Raw genomic sequence first — 18283 nt, 5'->3', positions numbered from 1 at the left:
TCAGGCTTCCTTGTTCCACAAAAGAGTCGAGCTTTTCATCACCCCCACCGCCACGGCGAACAGCAACAGCACGGTACCGGCCAGCAGCCAGGGCGAGGGCAGTTCAGGCCGTGACACCAGCATGAAGGCCAGCGACGGTGTGATCATCACCCCGATATTGACCCCCGCCGAGTAGTAGCCGAGGTTGCGGTCCACGGTGTGGCGGCTGGAGATGCTGCTGACGTAGTGGGTAATGCCCGGAAACACGATCATCTCGCCCAGGCTCCACAACACGGTGGCCACCAGCAACAGCGCGCCAAGGTGGCTGAAGCCCATCAGGAAGAACCCGACGCCCGCCACCAGGAAGCCCGCCACCAGCGAGCGGCTGCTCGACAGGTGCGCCATGCGCTGGTTGATCGGCACTTCGAAGAGGATCACCAGCAGCGCATTGATGAAAAAGATGACGCCGACGTAGTACGCCGGCAGCTCGGTGTAATTGATGATGTAGGCCGACAGAAACGTCGGCGGCAGCGCGTAGGCCACATGCACCGGCAAGGCGGCCAGCAGGATCACCAGCAAGCGCGAGCGCTCGAACGGCGCGGTCTCGGGCAAGCCGTTGCCCTTGCCCACCACGGCCGCGCCCTGCCCTGCGACCGCCGGCACCGCACGCCCGAACCACAGGCACGCCGCGAATGCCACCAAGGACAACCCGGCATTGAGGTAGAACACCGCGTCGGCATTGCTCAGGAAAATCAGGCTGCCCAACAGTGGCCCGATCGCCATGCCGATATTGATCGCCAGACGGTTGCACGAGAACGCCACTTTGCGCGTCTCGCTGCTGCTGTGGGTCACCGTCTCGGAGAACGTCGCCGGGGTGAACGCCTCGTAACAGCCGCCCCAGAGGAACGACAACACGAACAGCGCGGCGGTGTTATCCACCGACGGGATCACCAGCAGGAGCACGGCGTTGAGCAACAGCGAGCCGAGGATCACCCGGCCGGCGGTGAAGCGCTTGATCACTGCGCCGATGATCAGGTCCACGAACAGCGCACCCGCGCCATACACGCCCACCAGCAAGCCGGCGGTGCCCGCCGACACGGCGTGCTGGTGAATCAGGTACGCCGCGTAGAAGGGAAACGCCATGGTGCCCATGCGGAACACCAGGGTGATCAGGAACAGCGACTGCAGCCGAGCGTTGAGCCCGCGTAACGCGCGATAAGTACCCATCAGCGGATCACATAGACGTTGTCTTTGTACTGACGGATCTGTTCATAGTCCTGGTCGATTTCACGCTGGTTCTCCGACAACAGGAACACCCGCAGCGGGCTGCTGAGCAGGTCCACGGTCTTCTTCATCAGCTTGCCGGCCTTGTACTTCACGCTCAGCTTGTGCACCGATGGCAATGCTTCGATGAGGTGGATGGCCGCTTCGTTGAAGCCCGTCACCTCGCCTTGCAGCGTGGTGTCGGTGTTGATCACGCACGCTTCCTTGAGCTTGCGATAACGCTTGCCGGCATAACGGGCCTTGAAGGTTTCACCGTCGCAATAGGCCAGGTACGTCAGTTGCGCCTGGTTGGCGCCCAGGCTGATGTCGTGGAAGTTGGGCTCCATGTTGCCGTTCAGGCGCGCGCCCACTTCCACCAGCGCAGGGCCGCCCTCGGTGAGGATCACTTCGGAGTGGGCCGGGCCGTTGTCGATACCCAGCGCCTTGAGCACCTGCACGATGTAGTGCACCAGCGCATTGGCTTCGGGGCTGTCTGAGGCGATCAGCACGTCGCGGTCATAGATGTTCTTGCCGCCGCTGATTTCACGCTTCACGTAGCGCCAGATACCGCACACGTAGGTCTGCCCGTCGCGGCTGACGGTGTCGACGATGTATTCCGGGCCCTTGAGGTACGACTGGCAGAGAATTTCGGTGTTGGCCAGCCCGAAGATGTCCAGGTTGGACACCACCTCGGTGCAGGCACGCTTCACATCGTCGAGGGTGTGGCAGATCGAAACCCCATCGGTCGACGCCGAACTCAGCGGTTTGATCACACACGGAAACACGTGCCCGGCCTCCACCCACGCCAGCAGTTCGGCAGGGTCGGCGGACTTGATCTGCCGCGCGGTCAGCAGGCCGGCGGCAGCGACCTTATTGATCATCTCGAACTTGTCGCGACGGGCCCGGGAGCCGGCGCTGCCGTTGGAGGTCGGCAGTTGCAGCTGCTCGCTCAAGTAGTCGGCGAACGGCACGCCCGGCTCCTGGCCGGCGATCACCGCGACTACGTTGAAATCGCGCAGGCGGCGCACGACCGCATCGGCGCTGCCGTTGAAAATCAGGTTGTGTTCGAACTCGGCCAGGTTCGGCCCGAGCATGCTGGGCATCAGCTCGGGCGTGCTTTGCACATGAATCAGCCCCACACCGGCCTCGCGAAAGAATTGCGGCAGGAAGTTACCGCTCGAGTAGACGTCAACCAGGGCAACGTACGGCTTCATGAGGATGTCCTCTTCAGTAAAAAGTGGCGGTTTCGGAAGGTCGTGGCGACGCCACGTCGTCCAGCGCCAGGAAAATGTTCTGCGGGAACTCCGCCACGCGATGCAGCAAGTGCAGGTACCAGTTGGTGCCGTAGACCGCGGAGACGCGCGTCTTGACCCTGCCTTGGTCCTTGACCGCCTTGATCAGCTCGGGGCGCACGCCGTGGAGCATCTCCAGCTCGCCACGGTGGGCGATGCCACTGGCGAGAATCTCCTCGACCAGCAGTGGGTCCTGGGTGGCGAAGGCGTAGCGCGGGCTGGCGCCGTTGATGCGGTCCAGCAGCCCGAGATATCGCTCGTTCAGTTGCGCGCCACGGGGCAAGGCAATGGCTGCCGGCTCGGCATAGACGCCCTTGACCAGGCGCACCTTGCAGCCGGTCTCAAGGATGGCGCCGAGGTCATCCGGGGTACGGTTGAGCTGCGCCTGAAGGGTGATGCCCAGGTTGGGAAAGCGCGCGCTCAGGTGCAGGAAGATGTCCAGGATCGAGTCGGTCCATTGCGAACGTTCCATGCTGAGGATCACGCCGACATCCTTGTCGGCGGCATGGGTAAGGATTTTCGAGCAGTTCTCGATCGCCAGATCACGGGAAATAATGGTGCCGACGTTGGACAGGTCGAAGCCCAGTTGCGGCGGTTCGGCCAGCGTGGGGTGCAGCGCCATCAGGTCGATCAGCTTGAGGTATTCCTCAGTGGCCGTGGTGACTTCGGCCAGGGTGGTGGCCTCTTCGCCGACGTATTCGACGCCCGTGCGGTAGCCCTTGCCTTGCAGGGCGGCCAGTTTGTCGAGCATCTCCAGGCGGTCTTCGGAAATGATGTAGCGCAGGGCCGCCGGACGCAGGAAATCGCGCAGGGTGTCGCTGGCCAGAAACAGGTCGCGGTAGGTCTTGTTGGCCGCGAGTTTTTTCAGGGCCAGGGTCGCCAGCAGGCTGTTATCGATGTCGGTCATGGCTTAAACCCCGTAGGCCTGGTTGAGCATGCGCCGGGCGAAACTCGAGTCGTCGGCATGGTTGGCGAGCTTGTGCGCGCGGAACTTGGCGGCGTAGCTGAGCATGGTTTCCTTGTGGCGGCTCTGACGGTCACGGGTGAAGATCCCGGCCCAGAGGTTGTCCCAACGGGCGTACTCGGGGTGCGACATCAGCAGCTCATGGGCCTTGCGCATGTTCCAGTGGGGAATGGCCGGGTGCAGGTGGTGCACCAGGTGGTAGTTGTCGTCATGGCGGCCGAAGAAGAAGTTCTCCAGCGCGTTGCCTTTGCGGTTGCGGGTCAGCAGCAGCTTCTCGGTCTCGGCGGCCGGCAGCGGGTAGTGTTCGGCCAGCTCGATGATCCAGCCCACCGCCACGGCAGTGGTGAACAGCGGCACCAGCCAGAACAGCAGCAGTTCAGTGACCACGCCGAACGCGGCGGCGGCAGCGAAGATCACCGCCCAGTAGGTCCACAGCATGAGGCGTTCGTTGCGGATGATCCTGTCCGAACCCTGGGCTTTGACGCGGTCCTTGATGATGTAACGGATGTATTGCACGGTGCGGTAGCCGGAAAGTGCCAGCAGCACGTTTTTCAGGAAGAACTCGCGCTCACTCTGCCGAACGTCGTACAGACCGCACTTGAGGTGGAAGTTGTAGTCGGGGTCTTTTTCCGGGTGGCCCAGGTGCACATGGTGGTTCTTGATGTGCGAATTGCTATAGGACTGGTGCAGGTGGAAGATCAGGTAACCGGACAGAAAGGTGCCGGAGACCCAGTTGATAAAGCGGTTCTGCGCCAACAGCTTGTGGGCCGATTCGTGCAACACATTGGCCAGGGCACGCTGCGTGGTGCCAATCAAAAACAGTGAAACCGGGTAGAACCAGTAGCTGATCCCCAGCGAGAGGTAGATGGCAAAGGCGATGATTGCGTAGTCCTTGCCCAGCGCGATAGCCCAGTGATAGTTGTCTTTTTTGCACAGGTGTTTGAGCATCCCGAAGGTCTCCCGGGAAATGCCCGCGGCGTATTCGCCAACAGGTGCTTTGTTCTGATCGACCAGCATAATCACTCCATAATTAAGCGGCACGCTGCAACACCCCGCCCGGACAAAAGGCTCATTGCCGGTCCGGGCATTTTTTTGGGGGTTGCGGCTAACGTTTTTTTGGCCTGAGCTAAACTCATCGGCTGCAAAAAAAGCTAAAGCACCGCCCTATCGCTAACAAGCTGCCCTTTTAGACAGGTAGGCCAGCGTGACGCGCACACGCGAACGCCCGCCTGCGCAAGGGCGCAGGCGGGCGTTGGGTCAAACGGAAGGGATCAGGCTTGTTCGCGGATATAGCCCAGTTGCAGGGCCTTGCGAATGGCGGATTTGCCGTTGGTAACGTCCAGTTTGTCGAAGACGTTTTTCATGTGGAACTTGACCGTGCGCGGGCTCATGGAGGTCAACAGCGCGATCTCGTTATATGTTTTGCCCAGGCTGGTCCATGACAGCACTTCGGTTTCGCGCGGGGTCAGCACGCTTTGCTGGGACGCAGGAGGCGCACAGTTCTCCAGCGCTTCGTCGTAGACCGAAACCAGCAACATTTGCAGCTCGCTCTTGTTCGCCAGCACGGTGTCACGAAACTGCTGGCCTTCGCCGAAGCTGCACAGGTTGAGGATGGAGTAGAACCCACGGTTGCCGTGCACGATGAAACTCGCCCCCTCCTCCACCGGTGCGCAAGGGCCAGGGACCGGCACGGCTTGCTCGGCAGGGGCCAGCAGGTTTTCGTCGCTCCAGAAAAACGGTTTGACCCGCCCCTTGGACAAAGAGAGCAACTGGCCGCGCTGGTAGAAGTCGTCGGCCGAGTCGGCACGGTCCAGGGCATCGGGATAATTGGTGATGATCTCGGCCTCGTCCAGCGTCGGCCCGCACTGGTAGACCTCGAAGTGCCCCAGGCCGCGTCGGGTCAGCTCCGCATCGAGCAATTGACGCACGTCGGCGGGCTGAAGTGGGGAGGTGTTGTCGGGTTGGCCATTGCTTCGCATGAATCTCGTCCCTGATGAGTGACTACGGGTGAGGCTAGCGTTCTGCCGGGACCACATCAATCCCAAAGCGCCCCGCCCGGAGCCGACTCACACCGTAAGAAATATCCTTACGCAACAACGAGAATGAAACACGCCCTACAGACCTTGTCCAGTGCTTCCCATGGCGGGGCGACCATGGGGCAGCGCAATCCGTCGAATCAAGCCACCTGCGACGCGAACACTTCGCGGAACCGCTGCATTTGCTGCGCACTGCCCACGGTGACGCGTACCCACTGCGGCCAGTTTTTCCACACCCGCCCGACCAGCACGCCCTGGGCCGCCAGTTGCTCGATGACCTCTTCGGCAGGGCGTTTCACGTCGATCATGAAGCAGTTGCTGTGGGACCGCGTGCAGGTGAAACCGCGAGCCTGGAGCCAGGCGATGGTCTCGTCGCGCGCCTTGGCATTGAGCGCCTTGCGCTGGGGCAGCAGTTTGACGTCGTCGAGACTCGCGCGGGCGGCGAGCAGGCTGGGGCCGGCGGGCACGTTGTCACCACCGAACACCGCCAGGCGCTCCAGCAGCGCCGGGTGACCGATCGCCAGGCCTACACGGGCGCCGGCCATGCCGTAGATTTTCGAGAAGGTACGCAGCACCAGCAGGTCGTCATGCGCCTTGACCCAACTCACGCAGCTGGGTGCGTCGGAGAAATCGATATAGGCCTCGTCCACCACCAGCACGCTGCCCTTGGGTTTGTTTGCCAGTGCCTCGCGGATGGCCTCGGTTGGGGTCAGGGTGCCGGTGGGGTTGTTGGGGTTGCAGAGGTAGAGCATGCCGGCCTGGGGATCGGCAGCGAGCATCGCCGGCACGTCGTGGGCGTGTTCGGCGGTGAGGTTCACTTCCTGTACCGGTGCCTTCCAGGCTTCGGCCGCCTGGCGCGGCACTTCATAGGACGGCGTGCCCATCACCAGGCCTCGGGTCTGGCTGGTGAACGCCAGCACCGCATAGCGCAGGGCGGCCATCGAGCCGGAAAACACGGCGACCTGATCTTCATCGATTCCTTGAAGACGAGCAAACTGCGCGGCCAGGGCGTACATGTGTCCGTAAGGGTAGAGGCCGGCCGTGGCAATGCCGCGCTGCATCGCCTCGCGCGCGGTGGCGGACGGGCCATAGGGGCTTTCGTTGTAGTTCAGGCGCACTTTGTCCGGGGTGGCCGGCGCCGGGCCGGCCACGGCCAGGTCCAGGCGGCCGAGCAACGGCAGGGCTGCGCCCAGGGCAAGCAGAGAACGACGACTTACGCTGACCATGGTGACTGCTCCTTGAGCCGAGTGATGGATTCGCACAGCGCGTACAGAGGGGTATGACGAGAAAAACCTCGACGGATTTAACCCGTGCCCAAGAAAAAGCCCCGCGCTTCTCTCGAAGGCGGGGCTCTTTCACTGCGTCATCACTCAGTGTGCGTAGGTCAGCAACAGCTCCTTGGGCACCTGGAAATCCAACGACATCATCACGCTCAGCGCGGTGATGGTGAAGATCGAGAACACGAACAGCTTGCGCGCCCAGACGGTGTCGTCCACCGCCTTGTAGCCGGTCCAGGCCATGTACAGCCAGTACATGCCCATGGCGGCGGCAACGGCGAGGTAGCTCATGCCGGCGTAGCCACTGAAGGTCAACATCAAGGTCGCCACGAGGAAGGCCAGGATGTAGAGCAGGATGTGTTTCTTGGCCACGCGGATACCACGCTTGACCGGCAGAACCGGAATCGAGGCAGCCAGGTAGTCATTGAAGCGGAAGATCGCAATGGCATAAGAGTGCGGCATCTGCCACAGGCTGAACATCACCAGTAGCGTCAGCGCGGCCATGTCGAAGCTATTGGTCACGGCCACGTAACCAATCACCGGCGGCATCGCCCCCGACAGACTGCCCACCAGCGTGCCGTGAACCGACTTGCGCTTGAGGTACAGGCTGTAGAGGCCGACGTAGATGACAAAGCCGATCACGGCAAACAGCGCCGCCAGCGGGTTGGCCACCTGGTACAACAACGCCACGCCGGCAACGCCCAGAACGGTCGCGTAGATCAGCGCCAGCTTCAGGGAGATGAGGCCCTGGACCAGCACCCGATTCTTGGTGCGCTCCATCTTGAAGTCGATGTCGCGGTCGATGCAGTTGTTGAACACGCAACCGGAAGCTACCACCAGGGACGTGCCGATCATCGCGGCCAGGAAAATGGCCAGATCGACATGTCCCTTGGAGGCCAGGAAGAAGCCGCCTGCCACAGAAAGCACGTTACCGAAAATGATCCCCGGTTTGGTGATTTGGATAAAGTGCTTAAGCGACATCGGGTCTTACCTCACTTCGCCATCATGTAGGTGTGGATGCTGAACATGATCCATATCGACAGACCAACCAGCAGCACGATTACGATCCCTGCGAACACGAAGGCAACCACGTTATCGCGCTGTTCCTTGGAACGATCCAGGTGCAGGAAGTACACCAGGTGAACCAGAACCTGAATCACCGCGAATGCCAGCACGATCATCAAAGTGATCGACTTTGGCAGGGTCGGGTACATCACCAGACCAAACGGGATGAGCGTCAGGATGACCGACAGGATGAAGCCGATAGCGTAGGACTTAACGCTGCCGTGGCTTGCATCATGGCTGTCATGGTCATGGGAGTGTGCATTAGCCATTACAGAGTCCCCATCAAGTAAACGACGGTGAATACGCAGATCCAGACCACGTCCAGGAAGTGCCAGAACAGGCTCAGGCAGGTCAGGCGAGTCTTGTTGGTGTTGGTCAGGCCGTGCTTATTGACCTGATACATCATCACCGCCATCCACAGCAGGCCAGCCGAAACGTGCAGACCGTGGGTGCCTACCAGCGTGAAGAACGCCGACAGGAAGCCGCTACGGTGCGGGCCATAGCCTTCGGAGATCAGCAGGTGGAACTCGTTGATCTCCATGCCGATGAAGCCCAGGCCGAACAGGAAGGTCAGTGCCAACCAGCTCAGAACGCCTTTCTTGTTGCCTTTGTAGAAGGCCAACATGGCGAAGCCGTAAGTGATCGAACTGAACAACAGCAAGGCGGTTTCGCCGAGCACGTAAGGCAGTTCGAAGATGTCGTGGCCCGACGGGCCACCCGCTACGTTGTTTACCAGTACCGCGTACACCGCGAAGATCGACGCAAACAGGATGCAGTCGGTCATCAGGTAGAGCCAGAAACCGAAAACGGTCATTGGCCCCGAGTCGTGGTGATGGTCATCGTGCCCATGGTCATCGACATGGGCGTGTCCAGCATTGGTCACTAAGTTCGACATGGTTTAAGCCTGTTCCAACGAGGTTTCTACACGGTTGGCCGGAATCTTCTTCTCGGCTACCAGGCGAGCGTGCTGCTCGGCTTCGATGCGCTCGATCGTTTCGACCGGCACCATGTAGCCTTGATCATCACGGGCAGCGTGAATGATGAAGTAACCGATAGTGCCCACCAGGCTCACGATGGCCAGCCACCAGATGTGCCAGATCATCGCGAAACCGAATACGGTCAGCAGGCCGCCCATCACCACGCCAGTGGCGGTGTTGTTTGGCATGTGGATCGGTTCGTAGTGCTTCGGCTTCTGGTACGCAGTACCGTCTTCCTTGGCTTCGGTGAACGCATCGACGGTGTTCGCAGTCGGGATCACGGCGAAGTTGTAGAACGGCGGTGGCGACGAAGTCGACCATTCCAGGGTGTGGCCATTCCATGGGTCGCCGGAGTCGCACGCGTTCTGCTTGCGGTCACGGATACTCACGTACAGCTGGATCAGCTGGCAGGCGATACCTACCGCGATCATCACCGCACCGAACATGGCAACGTACAGGTACGGTACCCACTCAGGGTTGGTCGTGGCGTTCAGACGACGGGTCATGCCCATGAAGCCCAGTGCATAGAGCGGCATGAACGCGACGAAGAAGCCCGAGATCCAGAACCAGAATGCAGCCTTGCCCCAGCCTTCGTGCAGTTTGAAGCCGAACGCTTTCGGGAAGTAGAACGCGAAACCTGCGATGTAACCGAATACAGCACCACCGATGATCACGTTATGGAAGTGCGCGATCACGAACAGGCTGTTGTGCAGCACGAAGTCAGCACCCGGAACGGCCAGCAGTACGCCGGTCATGCCGCCGATGGCGAAGGTCACCATGAAGCCCAGGGTCCACAGCACATGGCTGGTGAAGCGCAGACGACCGTGGTAGATGGTGAACAGCCAGTTGAACAGCTTCACCCCCGTCGGGATGGAAATCAGCATCGTCGCCAGGCCGAAGAAGGCGTTGACGCTGGCACCCGAACCCATGGTGAAGAAGTGGTGCAGCCAAACCATGAAGCCCAGTACGGAGATGGCGCCCGATGCGTAGATCATCGAGTGGTGACCGAACAGGCGCTTGCCGGTAAAGGTCGAGATCACTTCGGAGAAGATACCGAACGCTGGCAGGATCAGGATGTACACCTCAGGGTGACCCCATGCCCAGAACAGGTTCACGTACATCATTGGATTGCCACCAAGTTCGTTGGTGAAAATGTGGAAATCCAGATAACGGTCAAGCGACAGCAACGCCATGGTAGCGGCCAGGATCGGGAACGAAGCCACGATCAGGACGTTTGCCCAGGTGCAGGTCCAGGTGAAGATCGGCATGTCCATCAGTTTCATGCCAGGGGCGCGCATTTTCAGGACGGTGGCCAGGAAGTTGACCCCCGTCAGCGTCGTCCCGAGCCCTGATAGCTGTAGCGCCCAGATGTAGTAGTCCACACCCACGCCCGGACTGTATTGCAGGCCCGACAATGGCGGATACGCAACCCAGCCGGTCTTGGCGAATTCGCCGACGCCCAGGGAAACGTTGATCAGCACAACGCCGGAAACCAGCAGCCAGAAGCTCAGGGAGTTCAGGAACGGATAGGCAACGTCACGGGCACCGATCTGCAGCGGCAAGGCAAGGTTCATCAAGCCGGTGAAGAATGGCATCGCCATGAAGATGATCATGATCACACCGTGGGCGGTGAAGATCTGGTCATAGTGTTCAGGAGGCAGGTAGCCAGGCGAACCCTCGGTGGCCATGGCCAACTGGGTACGCATCATGATGGCGTCGGCAAAACCACGCAGCAGCATGACCATGGCAACGATGACGTACATGACGCCGATTTTCTTGTGGTCGACCGACGTCAGCCACTCGGTCCACAGGTAGGACCATTTCTTGAAATAGGTGATACCTGCTACGAGCGCCAGACCACCCAGCGCGATCATGGCGATAGTCACCATTACGATCGGCTCGTGGAACGGGACCGCATCCCAACTTAATTTACCAAACATCGTTTACTCCTCTGCCCCAGCAGTTGAATGCGCGCCCGTTTCAGAACCTTCAACCGCGGCCACTTCTTTCTTCTCGTGCTTGACCGGCTTGCCTGGCTTCATACCTTCGTACTTGTCGACGATTTTCTGAAACAGGTTCGGCTCGTACGTGGAGTACAGGGCGACTGGGTTGTTCTGGCTTGGTTTGGTCAGGGCATCGTATTCAGCTTGATCAAGCTGTTTAGGTGCGGCCTTGACTTCGGCTACCCAGGCGTTGAAATCGTCCTGGCTCGTCGAGATCGCTTTGAATTTCATGCCGGTGAAGCCAGCGCCGCTGTAGTTGGCGGAGATGCCTTCCATTTCAGCTTTTTCGTTGGCGATCAGGTGCAGGCGAGTCTGCATGCCTGCCATCGCGTAGATCTGACCGCCCAGGGCCGGGATGAAGAACGAGTTCATCACGGCGTCGGAGGTGATCCGGAAGTTAAGCGGGGTGTTCTCTGGGAACTTGATCTCGTTGACCGTGGCGATACCCTGGTCCGGGTAGATGAACAGCCATTTCCAGTCCAGCGCGACCACTTCGATGTTGATCGGCTTGACGTCGGATTCCAGCGGACGGTAGGGGTCCAGCTCGTGGGTCGACTTATAGGTGATGTAACCCAGGGCGATGATGATGAGGACCGGTACCAGCCACACCGCGACTTCAATCTTGGTGGAGTGCGACCACTTGGGCGCGTAGGTGGCGCTGGTGTTCGACGCGCGGTATTTCCAGGCGAAGGCGAAGGTCATGATGATCACAGGAACCACGACCAGCAGCATCAGCAGAGTAGCGGTGATGATCAGGTTTCGTTGATCCAGACCGATCTGTCCTTTTGGGTCCATCAAGGTCCACTTGCAGCCTCCCAGCATTAACAGCATGCCGAGCAGCGGCAAAAAGCCTAGTAATCGGGGGTACCTGTTTTTACTCATCTCACGACCTCTAAAGCAGCTTGCGCAATGCAGTTGGGTTTTGATCGCCAACACTTCACCCTGCCAAGGGTTGGCATTTCTCTTCGATTGAATAAGAGCCTGCCCGTCACGTCATAACCATGCGTTTCACGAGCCTGCGGTGAGTTCTTATTCGATTTCGTGGTTAAAGGCCTTGTTACAGACCAATTCCATTTGGTGCGGATAGTTGAAAGGCTGCCGGAACCTTGGGGTCGCACGGAGCCTTCCATCTGCCCCTCGACCGCTCCGATGCTCAAATATTGAACAGCACCGGACATTCAGTGCGGGCGATTGTAGTGAGCTGGCGATGTATAAACCATGTCTTATAAAGAAATAATTTTTATCGATTACAGCAATAATCCTTCACCAATATTGCAAAGGTTCGCGATCTTATCGCGTTCGATTCTCAACAAAAACCACAAAAATTGCCGTGCTATTGGGTAAATCGACGCTGTCCTTACGCCGCGTAAGGGCATCGCAAACGGATCCAAGCCCCCAGAAAACAAGGCATTCAGACATCACCGAATGCCACGCGCGCCGCCAGCGCCATAGCGGCGCGCGAACGACGAACTGACAGCACAATTCGAGCGGTTGACGCAAATTTATGCCGCCGTCGATCGAGTCGGAAACGTCCTGCGACAGCATCCGTGTGACAACATGTCGCACACTGCGCACACCTGAAATTGCTCCCCGTCACACCCCTTTCACAATTCCCTACGAACAAAAACGCCCCGTCCTTCACTCTATTAAGGACGGGGCGTTTTCCATGACCGGTTCAGGCGTGGCGTTGACGATTCCGATAGATACCCAACGGCACCAGGATGACCGTCAGCACAAACGCTACCAATGCCCATTGGGCGAGGGACAGGCCCAGGATCGGCGGGTACGGGGTGTCGCAGAAACCGTCGACCTGGAAGCCCAGGGGGAACACCTTGGCCAGGGGCAGGTCATCGACGATCGGCTGCAACACATCGATGCCGCAACTGACCTTGGGGAAATACTGGGTGTACACATGGTGACCCGCCGCCGCCACGCCGCCGAGTGCGCTCAGCACCACCAGCCCCTCGAACAGGGTGATCGCGCCTTTGCTGCGCATGGCTGCGCCAATGAATGCGAAGATCGCGATCAGCAGCAAGGCATAGCGTTGCAGGATGCACAGCGGGCACGGCGCCTCGCCCAACACCACTTGCATGTACAGCGCCCCGCCGATCAGCGCCAGGCAGATGATGCCCAACAACACCAGAAAGCGCCGCTCCCTGCCCAAACGCAATTCGTCACTCATCCCCGTTTCCCTTTGCCTGATTATGGTTTTGCCGATGGCGGCCAGTGTACACACAGAGTGTCGTTTAAACAGAGGGGGGTTAACGGGAGATTAATCGCGGTCAATATGGGGGGAGTTTGGCGGGGCCGCTTCGCGCCCCAGCGCAGGACAAGCCTGCTCACCACAGCAGGCCCGGCCCCACATGTGAGGAAAAAAACTATTCCAGCGCCGACGCCGGACCAAAGAACTCATAACGCGCCTGCCGCTCTGGCACGCCCAACGCCTTGAGGTGACGCTTCATGGCCGCCATGAAACCCTTGGGCCCCAGGAAATAGGCGTCGAGGTCACGCTGCTCGGGCAACCACGCCGCCAGTTGCTCCAGGCTCAGCAGGCCAACCTTGTCCGCCGGCGGGCTCACGCCATCGTCCTCGGCATAGCAGTAGAAGCGCTTGAGCTGCGGGTTTTCGGCCGCCAGGGCGTCGACCCAGTCACGGAACGCATGCACCCCGCCATTGCGCGCGCAATGAATGAAGTGAATGGGCCGTGTGGTGGCCAGGGCCGCTTCGAGCATCGGCAATGTGGGCGTGATGCCCACGCCGCCGCTGATCAACACCAGGGGTTTGTCGCTGGCCGCCAGGGTGAACTCGCCCGAAGGCGGGAACAGGTCGATCCGGGCACCGACATGCATCTGGTCATGCAAGTAGTTGGACACGCGCCCGCCCGCTTCGCGCTTGACGCTGATGCGGTACAGACCGGTATCGCTCAGGGCCGACAGGGAGTAGTTGCGGCGCACTTCTTCACCGTCCAGCACCAGCTTCATGCCGATGTACTGGCCTGGTGCAGCCGAGAGAATCGGACCGTCGTCCACCGGGGCGAAGTAGAACGAGATGATTTCGTCACTCTCCACCACGCGCTTGACCACGATGAAGGGCCGCGCACCGCGCCAGCCGCCAGGAGCCTGGGCTTTCTCGTCATAGATCGCCGCTTCCGCGCCAATCAGGATATCGGCGAGCTGGCCGTAGGCCGCCCCCCAGGCGCTCATCACCTCCGGGGTGGCGATTTCACTGCCGAGCACTTCGGAAATCGCCCGCAGCAGGCAGGCGCCGACGATGGGGTAATGCTCCGGCAGAATCTGCAACGCCACATGCTTGTTGATGATCTTGGCCACCAGGTCGCCGAGCTGGTCCAACTGGTCGATATGCCGCGCATACATCAGCACGCCATTGGCCAGCGCACGGGGCTGGTCGCCGCTGGCCTGGTGGGCCTGGTTGAACAGCGGGCGAACCTCGGGGTACTCGGAAAGCATCATGCGGTAGAAATGGGTGATCAGCGCTTCGCCGCCGCTTTCAAGCAGGGGCACGGTGGATTTGACGATGGCACGGTCTTGGGCACTAAGCATGGGAGCCTCCTGGGCTGCTTTACTGTTTGCCTTTACTACTCAGTATTCATGCCAACTTATAAATCGTTATTTTTCAATGGCTTAATTATTTTGTAGTCAGTATGACTTCCTACACCGTATAGTCACAAGGACTACAAGGAGTCATTATGACTGCACAATCGCTGCTCACCACGCTGCTGCCCCTGGTCGCCGACCTGTCCCGCGAGTTGCCCGAAGGCGAGCGCTATCGCCGCCTGCTGCAAGCCATGCGCGCCCTGCTGCCCTGCGATGCCGCCGCGCTGTTGCGTTTGGACGGCGAATGGCTGGTGCCCCTGGCCGTGGACGGTTTGAGCGCCGACACCCTGGGCCGGCGTTTCAAGATCAGCGAGCACCCGCGCTTCGCCCTGCTGCTGAGCAGCCCCGGCCCTACCCGCTTCGACAGCGACAGCGAATTGCCCGATCCCTATGACGGCCTGGTGGACGGTGTGCACGGTCATCTGGAAGTGCACGACTGCATGGGCTGCCCGCTGTTCATCGACGATCGTCCCTGGGGCTTGCTGACCCTCGATGCCCTCGACAATGAGCGCTTCGAACGCGTGGAACTCGACGCCTTGCAAGCCTTCGCCAGCCTCGCCGCCGCCACGGTCAACGTGGCCGAACGCATCGAGCGCCTGGCCTTGCGCGCCGAAGACGAGCACCAGCGCGCCGAAATCTACCGCCAGGCCAGCGGCCAGCAGCACAAGGAAATGATCGGCCAGAGCAAGGCCCACAAACGCCTGGTGGAAGAGATCAAGCTGGTCGGCGGCAGTGACCTCACGGTGTTGATCACTGGAGAAACCGGCGTGGGCAAAGAACTGGTGGCCCAGGCCATTCATGCCGCGTCATCCCGTGCGGATAAACCGCTGATCAGCCTCAACTGCGCCGCGCTGCCGGAAACCCTCGTGGAAAGCGAGCTGTTCGGCCATGTGCGCGGCGCCTTCACCGGCGCGCTCAACGAACGTCGGGGCAAATTCGAACTGGCCAATGGCGGCACGCTGTTTCTGGATGAAGTGGGCGAGCTGTCCTTGACCGTACAGGCCAAGCTGTTGCGCGTCCTGCAAAGTGGCCAGTTGCAGCGCCTGGGCTCGGACAAGGAACATCAAGTGGACGTGCGCCTGATCGCCGCCACCAACCGCGACCTTGCCCTGGAAGTGCGCAATGGCCGTTATCGTGCCGACTTCTACCACCGCCTGAGCGTGTACCCGCTGCAAGTGCCGGCGCTGCGTGAACGCGGGCGGGACGTCTTGCTGCTGGCGGGATTCTTCCTTGAGCAGAACCGCTCGCGCATGGGGCTGGGCAGCCTGCGCCTGACCAGCGATGCCCAGGCGGCGCTGCTGGCCTACAACTGGCCGGGTAACGTGCGGGAGCTGGAACATTTGATCGGCCGCAGCGCCCTCAAGGCCCTGGGCAACTGCCAGGAGCGGCCGAAGATCTTGAGCCTCAACGCCCTCGACCTGGACCTGCCCGACGTCAGCGCGCCGCTCATCGAAGAACCCACCGATGCGCCGCCCCTTGCCACCGGCGACCTGCGCCAGGCCACCGAGCACTACCAGCGCCAGGTGATCACGGCCTGCCTGGAACGCCATCAGCACAACTGGGCCAGCGCCGCCCGCGAGCTGGGCCTGGACCGCGCCAACCTGGGTCGAATGGCCAAGCGCCTGGGCCTTAAATAACCCGATCAACCCGGTCAAATGCGGGCTTGCCTGCGATAGCGGTGATTCAGTGAGCGATGAGTTGGCTGGCACGCTGCAATCGCAGGCAAGCCAGCTCCCACATTGGAGCGCTGTTGTTGGCGAGAAAGCGTTCGGCGCGATGGCCCTACTGACAGAGTTCCACCAGTCACCGCCAATTCCCTGTGGGAGCTGTCGAGCCCCGGCGAGGCTGCGAAAGCGGTGGGTCAGGCAGCGTCTCTGTTAGCTATGCCAAGACTAGATTGCCTTCGCCTCTAAAACAGGGTTTGCGGCCCTGGGCTTGCGAAACACCAGCACATTGCCCAGCATCACCAGCACCAACCCCACCAATGCCGGGGCCGTCCATTGGTAGCCCTCGGCAAACGCCGACACATTCAGCGCCACCACCGGGAACAGTACGGTGCAGTACGCGGCGCGTTCCGGCCCCATGCGCCCGACCAGCGTCAAATAGGCGGTAAAGCCAATCACCGAACCCGGGATCACCAGGTACGCCAGGGCGCCGACATACCGCGCGCTCCACTCCATCTCGAAGGGAATCCCGCGCAGCACGCAGTAGGTCGCCAGCATCGCCGAACCATAGGCCATGCCCCAGGCGTTGGTGGTCAACGGCTTTAGCCCGGCCTTCTGCTGCAAGCTCGACAGCATGTTGCCGGCGGAAAAACACAGGGTGCCGAGCAGCGCCAAGCCCAGGCCAAGCAAGGTTTGCGGGCTGGCGGCATGCCCGGCCAGTTCCGGCCAGAACAGGCAGCCCAACCCCAGCAAGCCGAGGCCGCCGCCGAGCAACACGTTACGCGCCACCCGCTGGCCAAAGAACACCCGTGCATTCAGCGCGTTCCACAACGTGGCCGTGGAAAACACCACCGCCACCAGCCCGCTGGGGATCCACTGACTGGCGGTCAGAAAGCACATGAAGTTGACGCAAAACAGGCAGAGCCCCTGGGCCAGGCAGATCAGGTGCCCGCGCCGGTTCATCACCTGCAGCTTGCGGCTGACCAGCAGCAAGGCGAACAGCACCAGCGCCGCCAGGCCAAAGCGATACACGATCGACACGGGAATCGCCACCACACCCAACTGCCACTTGAGGGCGATCCAGGTGGTGCCCCAGATCAGCACAGTGAGTAAATACAGGGAAAGGTTCATGGCGGGCTCCGGTGATTGAGCCCCAGTGTCACATCCGCCTCAAAAGCCGCGCTTGCAGATTCTTGCGCTTTTGTCGGCCAACGGCAGCACAGCCCCGCCCGCGCGGAGTAGGATGCAAAGCGTCGGAGAATAACCACCATGCCTGAACTGCAATCCCTGCAAGTCTTTCAAGCCCTTAACCGCTCGCCCAACGCACGCCTCGAAGCCTGCGCCGAGCTCGGTGACGGCTTGTCGGCGGCCTTGTGGAGCAACCATCACGACGCCCAGGATTACCAGGCGCCGAGCCATCACACGCTGTCGTGCTACATCAGTGGCGGCACCGGCACGTTCCGGCGTGGCCAGCCAGGCACCAAGGGCGGTCCCGACAAACAGTGCATCCTGCCCGCCGAGCATCAGTCGGGCTGGGTGATCAACGGCGACATCCGCCTGGCCCACCTGTATTTCAGCCCGGAACAATTCGCCCTCGGCTGCGTCACCCTGCTCGACCGCGAGCCCCGCGAATTGCAGTTGCGGGAAAGCACGTTTCTCGAGGACGCCCATCAGGCCCAACGCTTTCGCCAATTGATCGCACTTAACTGGCACGAGCCCGCCGAACGCTTGCTTACCAGCAGCCTCGCCCATGAATTGATCAGCCATACCTTGCTCAACCAGGTCGGCGCCCGCGAGGGACTGCGGGTCAAGGGCGGGCTGGCGCCGTACCAGCGGCGATGGCTGGTGGAGTACATCGACCAGCACCTGGACGCAGCCCTCAGCCTCGGGCAACTGGCGGCGCTGTGCGCACTGTCGGAATACCATTTTGCGCGGATGTTCCGCCAAAGCTTCGGCCTGCCGCCTCACCAGTATCTGTTGGCACGGCGGCTGACCCGCGCTCGGTCGCTGTTGCGCAGCGGCGGCTTACCTGTGGGTGAAATCGCCCTGATGTGCGGGTTCTCCAGCGCCAGCCACTTCACCCACCGCTTTCGCCAGACCATGGGCGCGACGCCCGGCGAATACCGCCAGGCGTTCGGCGGCGCCTGAC

16 protein-coding genes are annotated in these 18283 nt (G+C 60.9%); 2 read left to right on the top strand and 14 right to left on the bottom strand.

Annotation, left to right across the window (positions count from 1 at the left end; translation table 11 throughout):
• The 13 genes from ACW9IB_RS05255 to hmpA form a co-directional block, all read right to left on the bottom strand.
• On the bottom strand, positions 1 to 1206 hold the full coding sequence (locus ACW9IB_RS05255; RefSeq protein WP_457412627.1) for an MFS transporter: 1206 nt from the start codon (positions 1204 to 1206) through the stop codon (positions 1 to 3).
• Positions 1206 to 2456, bottom strand: a complete 1251-nt coding sequence (locus ACW9IB_RS05250) for an ATP-grasp domain-containing protein (protein ID WP_457412625.1) — start codon at positions 2454 to 2456, stop codon at positions 1206 to 1208. The genes ACW9IB_RS05255 and ACW9IB_RS05250 overlap by 1 nt, the downstream gene beginning before the upstream one ends.
• A gap of 13 nt (positions 2457 to 2469) precedes the next feature.
• Entirely contained in the window at positions 2470 to 3441 is a 972-nt protein-coding gene (locus ACW9IB_RS05245; RefSeq protein ID WP_457412623.1) for a proline dehydrogenase family protein, read from the bottom strand.
• Positions 3442 to 3444: 3 nt separating this feature from the next.
• The gene (locus ACW9IB_RS05240; RefSeq protein WP_457412621.1) at positions 3445 to 4515 is read right to left on the bottom strand and encodes a fatty acid desaturase; all 1071 of its coding nucleotides are present in this window, start codon (positions 4513 to 4515) and stop codon (positions 3445 to 3447) included.
• Positions 4516 to 4769: 254 nt separating this feature from the next.
• Positions 4770 to 5477, bottom strand: coding sequence for a LuxR C-terminal-related transcriptional regulator (locus ACW9IB_RS05235; protein ID WP_457365844.1), 708 nt, complete (start codon positions 5475 to 5477; stop codon positions 4770 to 4772).
• 197 nt (positions 5478 to 5674) lie between these two features.
• Positions 5675 to 6760, bottom strand: coding sequence for a pyoverdine biosynthesis transaminase PtaA (gene ptaA / locus ACW9IB_RS05230; RefSeq protein ID WP_457412619.1), 1086 nt, complete (start codon positions 6758 to 6760; stop codon positions 5675 to 5677).
• 144 nt (positions 6761 to 6904) lie between these two features.
• Positions 6905 to 7792: a heme o synthase gene (gene cyoE / locus ACW9IB_RS05225; RefSeq protein ID WP_457412617.1), complete on the bottom strand. Its 888-nt coding sequence runs from the start codon at positions 7790 to 7792 to the stop codon at positions 6905 to 6907.
• 11 nt (positions 7793 to 7803) lie between these two features.
• A complete protein-coding gene (gene cyoD / locus ACW9IB_RS05220; protein ID WP_457365847.1) occupies positions 7804 to 8145 on the bottom strand; it encodes a cytochrome o ubiquinol oxidase subunit IV in 342 nt (113 codons plus the stop codon).
• Positions 8145 to 8771, bottom strand: coding sequence for a cytochrome o ubiquinol oxidase subunit III (locus tag ACW9IB_RS05215; RefSeq protein ID WP_058426759.1), 627 nt, complete (start codon positions 8769 to 8771; stop codon positions 8145 to 8147). Before ACW9IB_RS05215 ends, cyoD begins: the two co-directional genes overlap by 1 nt.
• Positions 8772 to 8774: 3 nt before the next feature.
• On the bottom strand, positions 8775 to 10793 hold the full coding sequence (gene cyoB / locus ACW9IB_RS05210; protein WP_457365848.1) for a cytochrome o ubiquinol oxidase subunit I: 2019 nt from the start codon (positions 10791 to 10793) through the stop codon (positions 8775 to 8777).
• 3 nt (positions 10794 to 10796) lie between these two features.
• Positions 10797 to 11738: a ubiquinol oxidase subunit II gene (gene cyoA / locus ACW9IB_RS05205; protein ID WP_457412616.1), complete on the bottom strand. Its 942-nt coding sequence runs from the start codon at positions 11736 to 11738 to the stop codon at positions 10797 to 10799.
• 793 nt (positions 11739 to 12531) lie between these two features.
• On the bottom strand, positions 12532 to 13038 hold the full coding sequence (locus tag ACW9IB_RS05200; RefSeq protein WP_457365850.1) for a disulfide bond formation protein B: 507 nt from the start codon (positions 13036 to 13038) through the stop codon (positions 12532 to 12534).
• A gap of 196 nt (positions 13039 to 13234) precedes the next feature.
• Positions 13235 to 14416, bottom strand: coding sequence for an NO-inducible flavohemoprotein (gene hmpA, locus ACW9IB_RS05195; protein WP_457365851.1), 1182 nt, complete (start codon positions 14414 to 14416; stop codon positions 13235 to 13237).
• A gap of 146 nt (positions 14417 to 14562) precedes the next feature.
• Here hmpA and norR point away from each other — a divergent pair, with 146 nt between their 5' ends.
• Positions 14563 to 16107, top strand: coding sequence for a nitric oxide reductase transcriptional regulator NorR (gene norR / locus ACW9IB_RS05190; RefSeq protein WP_457412614.1), 1545 nt, complete (start codon positions 14563 to 14565; stop codon positions 16105 to 16107).
• Positions 16108 to 16362: 255 nt separating this feature from the next.
• On the opposite strand, the gene ACW9IB_RS05185 is transcribed toward norR, so the two are convergent.
• Positions 16363 to 17265, bottom strand: coding sequence for a DMT family transporter (locus ACW9IB_RS05185; protein WP_457412612.1), 903 nt, complete (start codon positions 17263 to 17265; stop codon positions 16363 to 16365).
• Positions 17266 to 17403: 138 nt separating this feature from the next.
• Here ACW9IB_RS05185 and ACW9IB_RS05180 point away from each other — a divergent pair, with 138 nt between their 5' ends.
• Positions 17404 to 18282 carry a helix-turn-helix domain-containing protein gene (locus tag ACW9IB_RS05180; RefSeq protein ID WP_457412611.1) on the top strand — a complete coding sequence of 293 codons (879 nt, stop codon included), beginning with the start codon at positions 17404 to 17406 and terminating at the stop codon, positions 18280 to 18282.
• Position 18283 lies beyond the last annotated feature (1 nt).

The sequence above is a fragment of the Pseudomonas sp. SDO524_S393 genome (genome assembly GCF_054071875.1).
Note: the sequence above shows the minus strand (reverse complement) of the source record. Positions and strands in the feature narration are given on the sequence as shown.